At 61.9% G+C, this 17,342-nt stretch carries 15 protein-coding genes; 5 read left to right on the top strand and 10 right to left on the bottom strand.

Translation table 11 applies throughout. The features are described 5' to 3' along the window. Nucleotides 1-32: 32 nt before the first annotated feature. The 8 genes from RQX22_RS07165 to RQX22_RS07130 all read right to left on the bottom strand — a co-directional run bounded on the left by RQX22_RS07165 (nt 33) and on the right by RQX22_RS07130 (nt 9,659). Nucleotides 33-1,280 carry an acyl-CoA dehydrogenase family protein gene (locus RQX22_RS07165; RefSeq protein WP_315725012.1) on the bottom strand — a complete coding sequence of 416 codons (1,248 nt, stop codon included), beginning with the start codon at nt 1,278-1,280 and terminating at the stop codon, nt 33-35. Between the two features lie 10 nt (nt 1,281-1,290). Next, on the bottom strand, nt 1,291-2,403 hold the full coding sequence (locus tag RQX22_RS07160) for an acyl-CoA dehydrogenase family protein (protein ID WP_315725010.1): 1,113 nt from the start codon (nt 2,401-2,403) through the stop codon (nt 1,291-1,293). A 244-nt stretch (nt 2,404-2,647) separates the two neighbouring features. Then, the gene (locus RQX22_RS07155) at nt 2,648-3,340 is read right to left on the bottom strand and encodes a helix-turn-helix domain-containing protein (RefSeq protein ID WP_315725009.1); all 693 of its coding nucleotides are present in this window, start codon (nt 3,338-3,340) and stop codon (nt 2,648-2,650) included. A 374-nt stretch (nt 3,341-3,714) separates the two neighbouring features. Beyond that, on the bottom strand, nt 3,715-4,878 hold the full coding sequence (locus RQX22_RS07150) for a dipeptidase (protein ID WP_315725008.1): 1,164 nt from the start codon (nt 4,876-4,878) through the stop codon (nt 3,715-3,717). Between the two features lie 65 nt (nt 4,879-4,943). Continuing rightward, nucleotides 4,944-6,293, bottom strand: coding sequence for an MFS transporter (locus RQX22_RS07145; protein ID WP_315725006.1), 1,350 nt, complete (start codon nt 6,291-6,293; stop codon nt 4,944-4,946). A gap of 14 nt (nt 6,294-6,307) precedes the next feature. Then, entirely contained in the window at nt 6,308-7,732 is a 1,425-nt protein-coding gene (locus tag RQX22_RS07140) for a serine hydrolase domain-containing protein (RefSeq protein ID WP_315725005.1), read from the bottom strand. Nucleotides 7,733-7,760: 28 nt separating this feature from the next. Further along, complete coding sequence (lhpI, locus tag RQX22_RS07135) at nt 7,761-8,711, bottom strand: bifunctional Delta(1)-pyrroline-2-carboxylate/Delta(1)-piperideine-2-carboxylate reductase (RefSeq protein ID WP_315725003.1); 951 nt, start codon at nt 8,709-8,711, stop codon at nt 7,761-7,763. Nucleotides 8,712-8,882: 171 nt separating this feature from the next. Beyond that, nucleotides 8,883-9,659 carry an SDR family NAD(P)-dependent oxidoreductase gene (locus RQX22_RS07130; RefSeq protein ID WP_315725001.1) on the bottom strand — a complete coding sequence of 259 codons (777 nt, stop codon included), beginning with the start codon at nt 9,657-9,659 and terminating at the stop codon, nt 8,883-8,885. A 189-nt stretch (nt 9,660-9,848) separates the two neighbouring features. Here RQX22_RS07130 and RQX22_RS07125 point away from each other — a divergent pair, with 189 nt between their 5' ends. Together RQX22_RS07125 and RQX22_RS07120 are read left to right on the top strand one after the other, a co-directional pair. After that, complete coding sequence (locus RQX22_RS07125; RefSeq protein WP_315724999.1) at nt 9,849-11,777, top strand: CocE/NonD family hydrolase; 1,929 nt, start codon at nt 9,849-9,851, stop codon at nt 11,775-11,777. Then, the gene (locus RQX22_RS07120) at nt 11,774-12,769 is read left to right on the top strand and encodes a dipeptidase (RefSeq protein WP_315724997.1); all 996 of its coding nucleotides are present in this window, start codon (nt 11,774-11,776) and stop codon (nt 12,767-12,769) included. The genes RQX22_RS07125 and RQX22_RS07120 overlap by 4 nt, the downstream gene beginning before the upstream one ends. Before the next feature lie 13 nt (nt 12,770-12,782). Here RQX22_RS07120 and RQX22_RS07115 read toward each other — a convergent pair whose 3' ends face one another. Beyond that, nucleotides 12,783-13,340 (bottom strand): GntR family transcriptional regulator, encoded by a 558-nt coding sequence (locus tag RQX22_RS07115; protein ID WP_315724995.1) that lies wholly within the window; start codon nt 13,338-13,340, stop codon nt 12,783-12,785. 163 nt (nt 13,341-13,503) lie between these two features. Between RQX22_RS07115 and RQX22_RS07110 the strand changes: the two genes are divergently transcribed. The 3 genes from RQX22_RS07110 (at nt 13,504) to RQX22_RS07105 (ending at nt 16,776) form a co-directional block, all read left to right on the top strand. Then, entirely contained in the window at nt 13,504-14,769 is a 1,266-nt protein-coding gene (locus RQX22_RS07110; RefSeq protein ID WP_315724993.1) for a D-amino acid dehydrogenase, read from the top strand. A 30-nt stretch (nt 14,770-14,799) separates the two neighbouring features. Beyond that, a complete protein-coding gene (locus tag RQX22_RS19315) occupies nt 14,800-15,096 on the top strand; it encodes a GntR family transcriptional regulator (protein ID WP_410001617.1) in 297 nt (98 codons plus the stop codon). Nucleotides 15,097-15,189: 93 nt separating this feature from the next. Next, entirely contained in the window at nt 15,190-16,776 is a 1,587-nt protein-coding gene (locus tag RQX22_RS07105) for an AMP-binding protein (protein WP_315724991.1), read from the top strand. A gap of 116 nt (nt 16,777-16,892) precedes the next feature. On the opposite strand, the gene RQX22_RS07100 is transcribed toward RQX22_RS07105, so the two are convergent. Continuing rightward, complete coding sequence (locus tag RQX22_RS07100) at nt 16,893-17,324, bottom strand: DUF421 domain-containing protein (RefSeq protein WP_315725546.1); 432 nt, start codon at nt 17,322-17,324, stop codon at nt 16,893-16,895. Between the last annotated feature and the right edge of the window lie 18 nt (nt 17,325-17,342).

Genomic DNA, 17,342 nt, shown 5'->3' with positions numbered 1-17,342 from the left:
ATCCTGAAAGCGGCGACGGACCCCCCTCTTTGCTAGGCCCGCGCGGATGCGATTTCGTCGAAGGGGATATCCTTGTCGACGCGAATATCGCCGGGCAGCCCGAGCACGCGTTCGGCGATGATGTTGCGGAGGATCTCGTCCGTGCCACCGAGGATCCGGGTGGCCGGCGAATGCATCAGCATGACCTGGAAACGGCCGGCATAGAGCGCCACATCGGCATCGACCAGGAGCCCGGCCTCGGCCTGTAGATCGAGCGCGAATTTTGCGATGTCCTGGAGCATCGACCCGGCGACCAGCTTGCCGATAGAATGCTCCGGCCCCGGCACCTCACCCTTCGATTCCAGAGAGATCGCCCGCAGCGCCGCATAACGCAACCCGCTCGCCCGCACCGCCCACTGGGCCAATTGCGATTTGACCCGGGGATCGTCGATTGCTCGGCCATTTTCCGTCTCGAACCTCTGGCAAAAATCCAACAGTTCATCGAAGCCGGTGTCGACAGTGGCGCCGGCAAGCAGCCGCTCGTTCATCAAGGTGGTCAGCGCGACGCGCCAGCCGCCATTGACCGGACCGAGCCGCTGATCGTCAGGAATGAAGACGTCGGTGAAGAAGACCTCGTTGAACTCGGAATGGCCATGGATCGTCTTGATCGGACGGACCTCGATACCGGGGCTGTCCATCTTCAGCACGAACATGGTGAGACCGGCATGCTTGGCAAGCTTGGGATCGGTGCGGGCGAGGAGCAGGCCCCAATCAGCCTCGTGCGCGAAGCTCGTCCAGATCTTCTGGCCGTTGACGGTCCAGCCGTCTCCCGTCCGCTCGGCCTTTGTCCGCAGCCCCGCGAGGTCGGATCCGCTCGCGGGCTCGGAGAAAAGCTGGCACCAGACATGCCGGCCGGAGACGCAAGGAGCGAGCAGTGCCTCCTTCTGGGCATCGGTTCCGCACGTCAGGATAGTCGGACCGGAGATACCGAGATTGATCAGGAAAAGCGTGCTCAGCTTGCGAAATAGGCCTTCTTCCTGCTCCCAGATCAGGCGCTCCGCCGGCGAGGCGTCGCGGCCGCCAAAGGCTTCGGGCCAGGCAATACAGGCCCAGCCGGCATCATATTTTCGCCGCTGCCAATCCTTCTGGGCGGCAACCTCGTCCATTCCCGGCGGAAGCTCGACCGCCGTATAAGGCGATCGCTCGAGCCACGGCCGCAAGTCGTGCGGTGCATTGGCCTTGATCCAGTCGCGCGCCTCCTTGCGGAACGCTGCCTCTTCTGGAGAATCCTCGAAATCCATGGTCTATTCCTCAGACGGCTTTACGCGTGCGCATGCGGTCGACCAGTTTTGCTTCCCATTGCGACTGCGATCCGAGCGACAGCGCCAGCAGGTTCGACCGCCGATAGAAAAGGTGAGAGTCGAATTCCCAGGTGAAACCGATGCCGCCATGAACCTGGATATTGTTGGTCGAGCAATGCTGAAAGGCGGTGGTCGCGCTCACCCGGGCGGCGGCGGCGGCGGCCGGCAACTCGGCCGAATCGGATTGCAATGCCCAGGCCGCATAATATGTATTGGCCCGCGCGATGGTGAGCGACACGAACATGTCCGCAAGCATGTGCTTGATTGCCTGGAACGAGCCGATCGGACGGCCGAAGGCGACACGCTGCAACGCATAATCGCGCGCCAGTTCCAGCGCCCGCTCGGCGCCGCCGACCTGTTGGAATGCGACCAGCACGGCGGCCCGATCATAAACATGGCCAAGAATATCCACCGCCTCGCCGCGTGCGCCGAGCCGCTCGGCCGGCGCGCCGCCGAAGCGCAACAGTGCGTGTTTGCGAGAGGGGTCCAGCGTTTCGACGGCCGTGCGTTCGACTCCCTCGGATGAGAGGTCGACCAGGAACAGGGTCGGCGCCGCATCCTGCTCTTCGAAGGCGACGACGATGGCGATGTCCGCCGATCCACCGTCCATCACTGGGCATTTCGTGCCACTGAGCTTGCCCCCGCTCACTGCCGCGCGCGCACCCGCCGCGGCGCCCCTGGTCTCCGCCTGGGCCAGGGTACCGATCAATTTACCCTCGGCGACTCTGGGGAGATAAAGGGCCTTCTGCGCATCGGACCCGGCGAGCTTGAGCAACTCGGCAAAGAGGCAGACGGTCGAATCGAACGGCACCGGCGCAAGCGCCCTGCCAAGCTCCTCCGCAATCACGCAAAGCTCGAGATAGCCCAGGCCAAGGCCACCAAATTCTTCCGGAATGGCGGCACCGCAAAAGCCCATCTCGGCGATGGTCGACCATATCTCGCGGTCGAATCCGTCATCTCCCTCGAGAACCCTCCGCACCTTGGCGGTCGTGCATTCCTTCTCCAGCACGCCCCGCGCCGAACGCTGAAGCTCCCTCTGCTCGTCGGAAAAGTCGAAGTTCACGGACTGGCCTCTCGATCAGGCGAGGAGGCACCACCTCCGATGAGATTGCATGTTACGCAAACTTGAATGCGAGAGGCAATGATAAAATGCTTGTGAAGCAATTTAATCGATAGTGGCGCTGGCGAACCATGATCGTCTCAGATTGATAAATCTGAAGCGTGAATCATGGCCTGAACATTTGAATAAAGCCTGTTTCACGTCATCGGCAGAAGCGTGAATCGCTTCCACGTCAAACGATCAGGCCCTAAGCCCGGCGTCGCTTGGCACGCGTGAAGACGCTGACATTGTCATCGACGACCTGTTCCTTGGTCTCGCCTTCGTCGTCGGACGGCGTCTTCCACCAGTCGAAATGCTCGCCATGCACCCGGGTCTTGGTCACGACCATCAGCACTTGCGCTTCACTGCGCCCGATATTCTCCGCGCGATGCGGAATCTCGGAATTGGTGAGGATGCCTTCGCCAGGCCCGAGCTCGAACGACTTGCCGCCGACGATGAAGCGGACCTTGCCGCTCAGCACATAGCAATATTCCTGCCCCTGGTGCGACACCAGGGTGCCCATCTTATCCTTGCGCGGAAAGACCAGATAGAAGACTTCAAGGTCGTCGTCGGGCATGCCCCCGGCGAGCAGGCGCCACTTGTAGCCGGTGCTGCCGACGCTTTGATCGGCGTCCAGATCTTCCACTTTGTGGACGGCCGACTCGCTTCGCGACGATACCGAACCATCATGGAACAGTTCGGCGACCGCGACGCCCAGCGCCTTGGCGATCTGGATCAAATTGGCGACCGAGCTGGACACCTGTCCGCGCTCGAGGCGCGACAGGAAAGCGCTCGACAGATCGGACCGTTCGGCAAGTTCGTTGAGCTTGATACCCCGTGCCTTGCGCATCATCCGAATGCGCCCACCCAGGCCAGCAAGTGAATCCCCCTGAGACTGCATCCGCCTAATCCCTCCTGCCATCCGCTAATGCGTCAGAACCTAACGCCACGCCGAGCGGCGGAAGCAGCCGGCCGAAAAACGCAACCCTGCTCACACCGCAGCTATCCATAAGCCAGAGCCAAAGTCAAAACGCAAAGGCTCCAGCGACTTACCGGGGGCGGGCCAGTCCAGGCCAGCCGATTTCCGCCGCCGCCCGAAGAAGGCGCCTGCCCAGGTCCGCAACGAAACGAGATCAAGCTGATCGGGAAAGTTGCGAACAGGAAAGGCCTTCCCGTGGGTGCCGGCGGGCGGAGCGGGCGATAGCGCCTTCTCAAGACCTTGTCCACGCCGGTGAGGGCACAGCGGCGGACATCCGCCGGGTCGGCATGCGAGGGCTAGCCACAGACCTCCCCGAACATGCGCAGCGCATTCTCTCCCATGATCCCCTTGATCTGCTCGTCCGAGAACCCCCGCTTGACGAGACCGCGAGTAATGTTAGGAAGATCGCGATAATCGTCGAACCCGGCCAACCGGTCGGTGATATCGATTTCGTCCGGTTTGAAACCATGTTCCACGAATTCGGCCCGCAGAGTCTGGCCGAGCGCAGCTTCCGGCGCCTGTAGCGGCCAATCGGTTCCGAGCGAAACATGCTGCCAGCCGACCAGATCGCTGACATATTGGACATGGTCCAGCATCACCTCGATGCTCGCCCCTTTCGTCTTGGTGAGGAAGAAGGGCACCGAGACGATACCGATCACTCCGTCCGTGCCCGCGATCGCCTTCAGCGCGTCGTCCGTCTTGGCCCTGGCAACGTCGGACAAGGCCTTGGCGCACGTATGATTGGCGTTGACGGGCCTCCTGGAGAATTTGCAGGCGTCCATCGTCGTCAGATGACCGCAATGGCTGGTGTCGACGATCATGCCGATCTCATTGCAATGGCGGACGACATCGATGCCGTAATTGGAAAGGCCCCCATCGTAGCGCTCGGTGCAGCCGACGCCGATATTGTCCATTCGATTATAGGTCAGCATGAAGGAGCGAAGGCCCCGCTCATAGGCTTGGCTGATCGCCTGAAGGTTGCGCGGCGCAGGAGAGATGGGCTGGCAATGGGCGTAGAGTCCAATGACGCCGTCCTCCTTGCACTGCCGCGCTTGCTCCGCCGTGGTGACCTTGCGCAGCCAGGGAAGCGTGAACAATTCCTCAAACATGGCCTCATAAGGCGCCCATCGCGGATCGCTCTCGTCATAGACCGCGATATGGTAGGTGCCGACGGTCAGGCCGGACTGCATATACCAGTCCTTGATGAGGTCCGACCTGCCTTCCAAAGCCATGCGGTAGGGCCATAGCACCGCGGCACCATAAGCAGCCATGCCGCTGCCCGCCGATGCCATGAGCGTCCGGAATTCCGCTTGCAGTTCGTCCGGATAAGCGGTGAAGATGTTGGGACCGCCCGCATGCTGCCACAGCCAGTCCCAGACGATGGTTTCGGAATGGAGTCTTGTTGCGCGCTGCTCCTGCTCGGCGGTCAGCCCGAAGTCGAATTTCCCCGGCTCGTTCATCGTCTTTCCTGTTTGTGTCGCTGCTGCGTTCGAGGGCATGAGCCTGTCCATGAAGATGGTCCTGATCAGTCGGCGCCGACGGTCGCGACGAGGCGCCGATACGGTTTTTCCATGAAATGCGCCAAAGCCGCACAGGCCAGAAATGCCGGAACTGACACGCTGACGATCGCCCAGATCAGTCCCCTGGGATCGGCTGCCAGCTGATCGGAGACGAAACCGACGACAGGCGAGCCCATGCCGCCCGCCAGCATATACACCACGGTCCCCAGAGCCATGATGCGCGTGCGCACCGGTGCAGGCGCGATGTCCTGCATCATGCCCGGCATCAACGCCACGCCTGTGATGAAAATCACCACCAGACAGAATAGCAATATGTAGACGTGCAGGATCTCTGTGACGAAGAAGAGGAGGAAGACGGGCACAGCCGTACCGGCGGCCGCGACCGAGATCGCCCGCAACACATAGGCGGTGCCGGCGATCTTGCGCCAAAAGGGCGTCAACAAGGATGCCGTGACCAGACCCACTACAGAGGCGGCCATGAAGGTGGAACCGAACTTGATGCCTACCTCGGAAGCGGGCACCTCGAATATGCGCATCAACATGATCGGCGCCCAGGAGGCGAACGCTTTCAGCGCGAAATCGAACAATCCCATCGTGGCGAAGACGCCAAAGGCGATCAGTCCATATTTCCTCAGATAAGGCTTGATTGGTGCGACCGAATTGCGCGGGTGGACATTGATGGTCGCGCCCTTGCGCCGCGTGGAGCCGATCAGAAACAGGGACAAGGCGACGAGAGGACCCGGGAGCGCCACGACGAAGAAGGCCAGCCGCCACGCAGCGACGTCGCTCAGCGAAGCCGGCAACAGCAGCCGCACGTCATCGACGATGCCGATCAACAGACCGCCCAACACCATGCCCAGTCCCCCTCCCAGGGCGGCCGATCCGTACACGATGATGTTGGCGCGCGGCCGGTATTTGGGCGAAAAGAGATCGGCGACCAGCGAATAGACGATCGGCTTGATGGCCGCCTCACCCATGACGAGCGCGACGGTAGCCGCCTGCAATGTGATGAAGCTCACGGCCAGTCCGCTGACGGCGGTCGCAAGCGACCAGAACAAGACGGCGCACCCCATCACGACGCTTCGCTCGTAACGGTCGGCGACCCAAGCGATCGGATAGAGGATGAGAAGCGAGAAGATCGCCGGACTCAAGCCATGCGTCTCGCCGATCTGAAGATCGGTCAGCGACAGATCCGTCTTGATATCCGGCATCAGCAGGGTGAGGATCTGATAGGTCAGGAACCCGAAGATGCTCGTCACCGTGAGTGCGAACAGCGCATACCAGGCGCGGAAAGTCGGACGTTCGTCGGCTTCCGCCCTGGAAGCCGCCTGGGCACCTGTATCGATGTCGGGCATTTGGACTTCCTCGTTCATCCGCTGATCTTCGGCGTGTAGCGCAGGATAGTATGCAACCCCATGCAGCGCGCCGGCGTAGCGGGCAGCGCCGCCAGCAGTTTCGAGGAGCGCCCCAGGAAGCCCGAATAATCCTTCGGTTCCGCGCCGACTGCCAGGAACTGGCCGGGCGCGATACTGCGATAGGTGACCGGCGGGAAGCGGGTGGTGCTGAACATGTCCTTGAAGAACTCGCGATGCTCTTCGTCGCAAGGCTGATAGCGCATCGTCAGGAGAAGCTCGTCGCCTTTGACCTCCACGCGCGCGTGATGCTGAAACGAACGATATTCGCCGGCCAAATCCGCCGGAATTGGCTGCGGATCGGGTTCGAACGGCGGGACGACGGACCGTCCCGTAAGTTCCTCGATCGCTGCATTGTGCAATTCATCCTGCAGGGGGCCGGTGCCTGGCCCGGTCGCGAAGCTGATGATCACCGCATCATATTCGGGAATGATGCAGAAACTGGAGGTGCCGCCCGGCGAACCGCCGGCATGATGATAGGCGGTCGTGCCGGCGATCGGATAGGCCCACCAGCCAAGGCCCATCGGCGGCGCCTGGGGAATGCCGAGATCGAAACTGGTGGTGCGCATCGCCGTCACCAGCTCGTCGCCGAGCACCCGGGTGCCGTCGGCCGCCAATCCGCCTTTCAAATGCATGCGGCCGAAGGCGAGCATGTCCTGAGGGCTGACGATCAACGTGGTGCCGCCGCCGGCCAGGCCTTCCCCGAGCGTGAAGACGTGACTTGCCTTCAGCTCCCCGGTGTCGGGACTGATAAAGGCGCCGACCGCAGTGCGACGGAGGAAGGCCTGGGTCTGCAGGGCGGTGGCGTCGCGCATGCCGGCCGGATCGAACAATTCGGTCTGGATCGCCCGTTCGAAGGGCGTGCCGGTCAGCTCTTCCATGATCCGCGCGGCGATCACGAAGCCGGGATTGGAATAAGTGAGGGACGTGCCCGGCTCGAACAGCACGCCGAGCTTGGCCAGATAGGTCATATAATGGCGCGTGGCGTCGCGACCGCGCACCGACGCCGGACAGAGGGTGTCGGAATCGATGCCATTGGTGTGATTGACGAGCATACGCACGGTGATGCGCTCGGCTGCGTCTCTGTCGCTCAGTACGAAATCGGGCAGATAGCGCTTAACCGGCGCGTCGAGATCGACCAGGCCGCGCTCGACAAAGCGCAGCAAGGCCGTCGTCACCAGCACCTTGGTGACCGAGCCGAGCAGGAAACCGGTATCCTCGGTGAAGGGTTGGCCCGTGTTGAGATTTGCACTGCCATGGGCGAGCACCAATTGCTCGTCCCCAATCGAAATTCCGACCACGGCGCCGGCCACATCCCCCTTCGAGCTGCGATCGTCGAGCACTGCTTGAAGCCGCTCTCCGATCGCTGTCAATGAGGTCATGGACTGGTCCTTTCAAAAAACAGCGATGTCAGTCCGAGGGGGCGCCCGCCGCTTCGACCACCATCCGGGCCATGGCGAGATCCTCGATTGCAGTGCCCGAGGATTTGAACAAGGTGATCTCATCATTCGACCGGCGGCCCTTCATCCGCCCCGAGGCGAGATCCTCCAACTGGCCTTCGATGCGGCTCTTGTCGATAATGCCGCGCGACATCGGCTCGAGCAGGTCGCCCGCTTCGTTCATCGCACCATGCATGGTGTCGACAAAGATGCGCGCGCGCAGGACCACCTCATCGTCGGACTCGCGCTTGGTCGGCTGGAAGGCGCCGACCAGGTCGACATGGGTGCCCGGGCGGAGCCACTTCCCATGAAGGATCGGCGTCGGGCTGCTGGTGGAGCAGGAAACGATGTCGGCGTTCGCGACGCTTTCCTCGATCCGGTCGGTGACGGCCACCTCGACCCCTGGAACCTGCTGGCTTATGGCGGCGACGGTGGCAGCAGCCTTGTCGGCCGACCGCCCCCACACGCTGATGCGCTCGATCGGCCGCACGGCGCAATGGGCGGCCGCCATAGAGGGGGCCAATGCGCCCGTTCCCATGATGACGAGATGCCTGCTGTCCTGCCGCGACAGATAGTCGGAGGCCAAAGCGGAAGCGGCGCCGGTGCGCAACTGGGTGACGATGGTGCCGTCCAGGATCGCCGTCGGCGCCCCGGTCTCGCTGAAGACGACAATCGCGCCCTGGACCGTCACCAGTCCCTGTGCCGGATTTTCCGGATAGATGGTGATCAGCTTGATCACCGGCCCTCCGACCTCGTCCATCGCCAACATCGAAACGAACAGCCGGTTCGGCGAGTCACCGGGTACTGGCGAAGGGGTCCGCACGGCGACGACGCCACCCCTGGCGAAGACTTCGCGCAAAGCCTCGACGACGCGGCGCGGGGGCGCAAGTCTTCTGATTTCGTCAGCGCCTAAAACCAGCATTCCATTCTCCAGAGAGTTGTTGGAGAAGCCTCGGCCTCTCAATTTTTCGTCGCTCCACCTTTCGGGGAAGGTATCGGCACTCTTTCTCTGAATTGCCTATGCGTCAAGTCTAATTGCCCACAACGCAATTAATGGGATCGGCGAATACCCGGGCGAGACGAGGAACATTCGTCAATCCATTATCATGCCGCCATCGACCAACAGTTTCGCGCCGGTCACGTATCGTGCGTCGTCGGAGGCGAGGAACGCAACGGCCGCGCCGATATCTTCGGACTCGCCAATCGCGCCCATCGGCACCCTGGCCTTCAGGCCATTGCGAACCTGGTCGACCGTCAGCCCGCGTGATTTGGCGATTTCCTCATTGCCCTGCAGTTGCGCCGGGGTGTCGATGAAGCCGGGGTGGACCGAATTGCAGCGGATGTTCAATTTCTGCTGTGCGCAATATTCAGCCACCGATTTGGTCAGCTGTCGAACTGCCGCTTTGCTCGAACCGTAGGGAAGGATCATGCTGGTCGGCATCTGCGCCGTGACAGAGGCGATATTGACGATCGAACCGCCGCCGGCCCGCCGCATGGCCGGGATTGCCGCCCTGCAGCCCAGGAACACGCTTTCCAGATTGACGGCGAACACTTTTCGCCAGTCCGCCAATTGGGTTCGTTCGGGATCGTTGTTCACCGATCCGAGGATACCGGCATTGTTGACGAGGATGTCGAGCTTGCCATGACGTTGCTCGATGTCTCCGATAATCTCATCCCAGCGCTGCTCGTTGCTGGCATCCTGCTCGAGAAACTCGAAGCCGCCCTCCGCTGCCGTCGCCTCGCCAAGCGCGCGCTGGATGTCGCTGATGATCACCTTGGCGCCATCGGCGGCCAGGCGGAGCGCGATGCCTTTGCCGATTCCCGAGGCGCCGCCGGTAACGAGTGCGACCTTGTTGTCGAGCCTGCCCATTGCAATTTCCCTTCCTTTGGAACGAACCTCCCGGCTCGCGAGACGATACGGCCGGCGGAGCCGGCACCATGTCCGGCAATCTTTGGCGAATTTGTTTCTGAGTCAAGTGGTATTGCATGACAAGCAATTTATGCCCATGATCAATCGGCCTGCCCGAGTGCGGATCCATCATCAAGAGAGGTCAGTTTGGTGAAGACATGTTCTAGTCCGAATGGCGGACTGCCGCTGCTTCGCGACATCGCCCCGCACCTGGAGCGCGCCTTGTCGGTGGGAACGCTGCCGCCGCGCAAGTTCGACCAGTCGTCGGTGCGTTGCGAGACGTTGATGATGTCGATGCGCGACGGCACCCGTCTTGCGACCGACCTCTATCTGCCGCCGGTCAAGAAGGCGCCGGCGGTGGTGGTGCGAACCCCTTATGACCGCATGGGCGAGGAGCGCCATTATGTCGGGTCTTTGTTCGCCTTGGCCTCGCGCGGCTATGTCGTGGTCTCGCAGGATCTTCGCGGCACCGGGCAAAGCGAGCCGGATGTCTGGGATTATTATATGTACGACCAGGAAGACGGTTATGATTGCATCGAGTGGGTGACCGAGCAGCCTTGGTATGACGGCTTCATCGCTTCGTTCGGCGGCTCCTATGTCGGCCAGACGCAGTGGCAAATGGCAATGCATCCGTGCATGACCACCATCGTTCCGCATGTCAGCGGATTGGGCTTCGCGACCAGTAGCGCGCGATTGCACATGTTCCTCAATGCTTACGCCAAGACTGTCGGCAAGGGCGAAGGCAGGCTCAACATATCCTATACGGACGCCGAGCGGCTGATGGTCGAGGAAACGCTGGCGACCGGCTATTTCAACGAGCCGATCGAGCTTTCCCTGCCACCGCGCCTGAAGGAGCTTTTCCCGAACCTGCAGAATTTGCCGGTGAAGGAAGCGCAGGAGCAGCTCTGGGCCCATTATTGCTCGCTCGGTTGCGCTGGCCGGGCGAAGTTCGTGCATGATGCGCTAGACATCCGTGAAGTGACCATGCCGGACGTGGAGAAACTGGACCAGTTTTTCGGACAAAATATCTCACATGACCGTCACACGCTTCCGCACACATCCCCGGCCGAATTGGTCGCGTCCATCAAAGCACCGCCTTTGTTCCGGACTTCCTGGTATGATTGGTTCTTCAACGACGCGCTGGAGACCTTCCGCCGTGTCCAGGCAGATGGAAAGGCGGACATTGCCGCCCGCGCTCGCCTGATCATCTCGCCCCATTCGCACAACACGCTGGGCTACAAGGAAGGACTTGCGACCAGCCCCGAACTGTCCCTGATTTCCGACAATCTCGCATTGGTAGACCTCCTAACCCGCTGGTACGACGCGGTCCGCGAGGACCGGGTCTCTGAATGGCCAACCGTCATCTATTATCTGATGGGGGCCAATATCTGGTGCACTTCCGAAACTTGGCCACCGCGGGAAGCCCGGGAGTCCCGTCTCTATCTGTCGGCCGACGGCGGCCTCTTCGAACATGCGCCGACTGGAGACGGATTCTCGACGCAGTTCGACTATGATCCAGCGGATCCCGCACCCACCCTCGGAGGAAACCTCGTATCGAGCGTCATCGCCCCCGGCAGCGTCGACGTCAGCGGCGCGCAGCAACGGCCGGACGTGATAAGCTTCACTTCGCCTGTCCTCGCCGAGGATATGGATATTGTCGGTCATCTCAAAATGGTGCTGCACGCCAGTTCGACGGCAGTAGACACCGACTTCGTCGTACGCCTGACTGACGTCTTTCCGGATGGCCGCGCGATCCAGCTACAGAATGGAATCTTGCGGGCGCGTTACCGCGACCTGCCCGAAGCCGCTACGCTGCTCGAGCCTGGCGCGATCTACGAGTTGGAGGTCGACATGTGGGCGACCGCCAACCGCTTCGAGGCCGGCCATCGCGTCCGCATCGACATCTCATCGGCCGATTTCCCGCATTATGACCGCAACACCAACACGGGCGGCCTCAGCGACACGCCGATCGTCGCCCGGCAGACCATTTTCCACGACGCGGCGAGACCGTCGCACCTGGTCTTCGGTTTGATTGGCGACGCGCCCAAATGGGCAGCCGCCGAGGAGAGGACGCGATGAATGCACTCGCGCCGCTTTCCCCGCGCGCCGGCAACCTGCTTCGCCACTCGACCGTTTGGGACAATCATGGCTGCATGCCGATGCGGCCCCGCCCGGCCGTCCTTCATCAACTGCAACGTTACAAGGCGGCCGGCTGCAGCGTCGTCTCGATCAATACCGGCTATGGGGTGATGGGGTGGGAAGCGCACCTTTCCCTGCTCAATTTCATGCGCGATTGGCTGCTGGAACGCCCAACCGACTATCTCCTCGTCCAGAGCCCCGAAGACGTGCTGCGCGCCAAACTGAGTGATCGCCTGGGCATCGTCTTCGATGTCGAAGGGATGGTTCCGGTACAGGATGACCCGCTACGGGTGCATCAGCTTTACCGTCTCGGGGTGAAGTGGATGCTGATCGCCTATAACCGCAACAATGAAGCTGGCGGCGGCTGCCTCGATGTCGATCAGGGACTGACAGCGACCGGCCGGCAGATCATCGACGAGATGGAGGCGGCCGGCATGGTCCTGTGCCTAAGCCATTCCGGCCCGAGGACAGCGCGGGAGGCGCTCGACTACAGCCGTGTTCCGACCATCCTATCCCACTCGAACCCGCTCGCATTGGTCAGCCATCCGCGCAACGCTTCGGACGAATTGATGAAAGCCTGCGCGGCCAAGGGCGGCGTAATCGGCATTAACGGGATTGGGCCCTTCCTCGGCACCGCCGACGATCTCGTACCGGCCTTTCTCCGCCACCTTCGCTATGTGGTCGATCTCGTTGGTCCGCATCATGTGGGTCTTGGGCTCGACTATGTCTTCGATCTCGGCGACTTCGAGATGGATGTCGAGAATAATCCCGAGATGCATTCACCGGGGATCGAGAATGCTTTCGCGATGGTCACGCCGGAGGACGTTCCGGAGATCGTCGAAGGCCTTTGCGGCTTCGGCCTCACCGACGCCGAGGTGCAGGGCATCCTCGGCGGTAATTGGCTGCGCGTTGCCCGGCAGGTCTGGAAGTAGGATTCTCGCCGGGTCAGGAAGGATGTATCGCCGCCGCCTGCTGCTGCCTATCCTTCTCCAGCAAATGCCGCAGGTCCGATCGCGCCCGTTCGATATGGTCGCGCGCGAGGGCAATCGCCTGCGTGACGGCGCCGGCCTTGCACAGATCGAACAAGCCGCCATGGTCGTCCTTGGCCAGGTTCACGCCCGCACCCAGGGTCAGGACCAGCCTCGTATAGCGATCGGTGTTGATCAGCAGGCCGCGGACGATATCGAGGGTTCTGCGGCGCCCCGACGGAGCATAGAGCGCCATATGGAAACGCAGATTATGCTCGCCCCAACTCGCGACATCCGCCTTGTCGATATCTTCATTATAGGCGGCGAGCTCGGCCGCCGCCGCGCCCAGGTCCGCGCTCGTCATTCGCGGAATCGCCGCCTTCAACAGCTCCGGCTCGAGCGTCGCGCGCAAGTCGAACAGCTCCTCTATCTCGTCGCCCGAAAGCGCGGTCACGACGTAGCCGCGATGCGGGCTGGCGGCGAGGCCTTCGCGCTCAAGTCGGGCCAGCGCCTCCCGGACCGGTACGCGGCTCACGCCAATCGATCGGCCAGGGCATCCATCCTCCGCCGACCATCAAAAGGCATTTGCTATCGGATAGAATGTCCAATATCCGAAATGATACTGGCCGAGAAGCAATGCGTTGGACGAACGTCACGCAGGGATTGCCCCCCGCCGATCATAGGAGTGTTCCGACCCGATGAAAGTTGTTGTCTTGGGCGGCGGAGTCATCGGCGTGACCACCGCCTATCTGCTGGCACGTTCGGGCTGCGAGGTCACGCTCGTCGAGCGGCGTTCCGATGTCGGCCTCGAAACCAGCTTTGCCAATGCCGGGGAGATCACGCCGAGCGGCGCTTCACCATGGCCCTCTCCGCAATTGCCTTTCCTTGCCGCACGCTGGCTGCTCAAGGCCGATGCCCCGCTGAAAATCCGCGCGACCGCCGGCATGGCGACCTGGCGGTGGGCCCGGCAAGTGCTGGGTCAATGCAGCGCCGAGCGGTTCGATTATAATCGCCGGCGCTTGATCCGGCTGGCCAATTACAGCCGGGATCGCCTCCGCGAATTGAGAGCGGAAACCGGCCTCGATTATGACGCGAAGACACTCGGCGTGCTGCATCTTTACCGGGACGCGGCGCTCGACCAGGCGGAGCGGGACGCGCCAGCACTGCAGGCGCTCGGCGTTCCTTTCGAGCGACTCGACTGGTCACAATGCCAGCAAGCCGAACCTGGCCTCAAACATGCACGCGAGCCTTTTGCCGGCGGCCTGTTCTTCAAGGATGATGAAAGCGGCGACTGCCTGAAATTCACCCAAGGCCTGGCCGCATTGGCGAAAGCCGCAGGCGTCACCTTCGCCTTCGGCAAGGAGGTGCAGCGGCTGGAAATCGAAGGCGGTCGCATCATTGCCGCGATCGCGAGTAACGAGGCCTTCAGGGCCGACGCCTTCATCATGTCGCTCGGCAGCTGGTCACCTCTGCTTGCCAAGACATTCGGCGCATACCTCCCGGTTCAGCCCGTGAAAGGCTATTCCCTGACCGTCGACGTCGCGGACCAGGGCAGGGCGCCCCGCGCCAGCATCATGGACGAAGAGCGCAAGGTTGCCGTAACCCGGCTTGGAAACAGAATTCGCGTCGCCGGAACGGCCGAGCTTGCAGGCTTCAATGCCGATCTGCCCGCGAAGCGGCTGCGTCCGCTGCGCAAGACGCTGGACGAAATGTTCCCGGGCGCGGCTGGCGACGAGGCAGGCGAATATTGGAGTGGGTTCCGACCGACGACGCCCGACGGAGCGCCGATCATCGGCCGCGGGCCGCTCCAAAATCTCTACTTCAATCTCGGTCATGGCACGCTTGGCTTCACCATGGCCTGCGGATCCGCACGGATCGTCACCGATCTCCTGCTCGGCCGGGAGCCCGAGATCGAGTCGGCCGATCTTGGCTATGATCGTTTCAGCCGGAGCCGCGCCGCCTGAAAGGCGGCGCCTCGCCGCGGGCCTCCGCTCCTGCAGGGAATTTGCCAGCGCCTCGGGGATGCCCGACCGCTTGATATCCTGCGCGGCGAATTCAAGGATGGCGATCAACTCATCCAGGAGGCACTTGCGCGGGAATATGACGTAAGCCGGATGCCGGTGCGGGAAGCGCTGCGGCAGCTCGAAGCGCGTGGACTGGCGAGACTGGAGCTGCATCGCGGGGCGATCGTTTCGTCCATCCCCGTCGAGCAGATCGGCGAGCTGTTCCACCTTCGCGCAGCGTCTCTTCTCAATGTCAAGATAAGTTGCTTTACAAGCAACTTATCTTGACGACAGGACAATTGGTTCTAAGGTCTGCCGAGGCGCCTGGCCGAGCGATCAAGGTCAAGGCAGGCGGCGGGCGAAGAAGGATCGGGTTCAACCATGTTTGAGGGCGACGGAACAACCGCGGGCGGAATGTCCAGCACGGCCTTTTCCGAATCGGATCTCCTGATCCATTCGCTTTCCTACGATCTGGACCGGCCGGTCGTAACCTTCGCGGATACCGGGCGCGTCGTTGATGCTCGCGAATTTCGCGACGTGCTCAGCCGATATGTGCAGGCGTTGAAGTCGAGGAATTTGGCCAGGGGCACTCGTGTCGGCCTGATCTCGCGGAATCGCCCCGAAGTGCTGTTCGTCCACGGCGCCATGCCCTTCACCGGCCTGACCATCGTCCCGCTGCATCCCGGCGGCTCCGTAGACGACATCGCCTATGCGATTGAGGATGCACAGATCGAGGCCCTGATCTTCGACAGCAGCCATTACCATGACATGGCCCGCGCGCTGGACGGACGGCTGCCGCATCTTAATCATTTCCTCGCCCTCGGCCCGACGGAGATAGGCGAGGATTTGACGAAGCTCGCCGAGTCCTTCGCGCCACAGCCGCTCGTTCGCCTGCACCGCGATCCCGAGGAGATTGTCCGCCTCGGCTATTCCGGCGGCACGACCGGTCAATCCAAGGGCATCACCTTCTCATCGCGCTGCCTGCTGACCATGATGGATATCATGCTGAAGGAGTGGGAATGGCCGGACGAAATCCGCCACCTCATCTGCTCCCCGCTCAGCCATGCCGGCGGCGTCATCTTCACACCGACGATGGTGAAGCACGGATCGATGATCGTCCTGCCAGGCTTCGACGCGACGGCGGTGCTGGAGGCGATCGAGAAGTATCGAATCAATTCCATGCTCGTCGTGCCGACGATGATCTATTCCCTGCTCGATCATCCGCGGCTCAAGGATTATGATCTCTCCAGCCTGGAGGTCATCTATTACGGATCCTCGCTCATCTCGCCAAGCCGGCTCAAGGAAGCGATCGAGACTTTCGGGCCGATCTTCTTCCAGTTTTACGGCCAGGCCGAGGCGCCGATGACGGTTACGGTGATGAAGCGCGCCGATCATGACCCCACCGACCTCAATCGCCTCGCTTCCTGCGGCCGCCCGGTACCCTGGGTTCGGGTGCAATTGATGGACGATGACGACAAGCCTGTAGAGGACGGCGAGCCGGGCGAGATCTGCGTACAAGGCCCGCTGCTGATGAGCGGCTATCTCAACAAGCCCGAGCAGACCGCCGAGGCCTTTGCCGGCGGCTGGCTGCACACGGGCGACGTCGCCGTTCGCGATCCCGACGGTTTCCTGCGCATCGTCGACCGGAAGAAGGACATGATCGTCACCGGTGGCTTCAATGTCTATCCGCGCGAAGTGGAGGATGTCCTGACCTCCCATGCCGCCGTCGCCGCCGCCGCCGTGATCGGCGTGCCGCATGAAAGATGGGGCGAAGCGGTGAAAGCGGTTGTGGTGCTGCGCGATGGCGCAATCGTCTCGGAGGCCGAGCTGATCGCGCTCGTCCGCGCGCGCAAGGGCGCGGTACAGGCGCCGAAGTCGGTCTTGTTCACGGACAGAATTCGGCTCAGCAGTGTCGGCAAGCCGGACAAGAAGGCCTTGCGCGCGTCCTTCCGATCGACAGAGTCATGATGACGAAGATCGCCACCCGGCCTCCCCTCGTCATTCTCCCGATGCAATATTGGCGGGCAATCATTGGGGTGGATGTCGCCGGTGATGCGTGTTGCCGGATTGCGTCATAGCCTCGCTCATTTCGGAATGATGCTGAGGTTGCCGTCGGTCTCCAGAATTGCATGCTTCACCTGTTCCAGGCGTTCCAGCCCATGCTGAGCGCGCGCGGCTGACATCACGTCGTCCATGCCTACGCGGCTCCATTGCAGGGCTTCTTCGTCCGGCTTGCCGTTTGCGATCAACAGCGTCGGGCGCCCGTCGACGAACTTGTCCACAGCCGGAAAAAATTGCTTCACGTAGGAAAGCGCGATGTCGAGGCTGAAGAGTGTCACGATCAATATGGCGGAATTCGTGATGGAGAAATCATCGCCAAGCAGACCTTGCTGTGTCGTCTCGGCAATGATGAGCAGCAGCACCAGGTCGAAGGGAGTCATCTGTGCCATCGTGCGGCGGCCAGAAATCCTGATGACGATCAGTACAAGGATGTAGATCGCGACGCCTCTGAGCACCGATTCCAATTTTGTCTC

Source organism: Sphingosinicella rhizophila, assembly GCF_032378825.1.
In the GTDB taxonomy this organism is placed as follows: Bacteria; Pseudomonadota; Alphaproteobacteria; order Sphingomonadales; family Sphingomonadaceae; genus Allosphingosinicella; species Allosphingosinicella rhizophila.
This window is presented reverse-complemented; position numbering and strand designations above follow the sequence as displayed.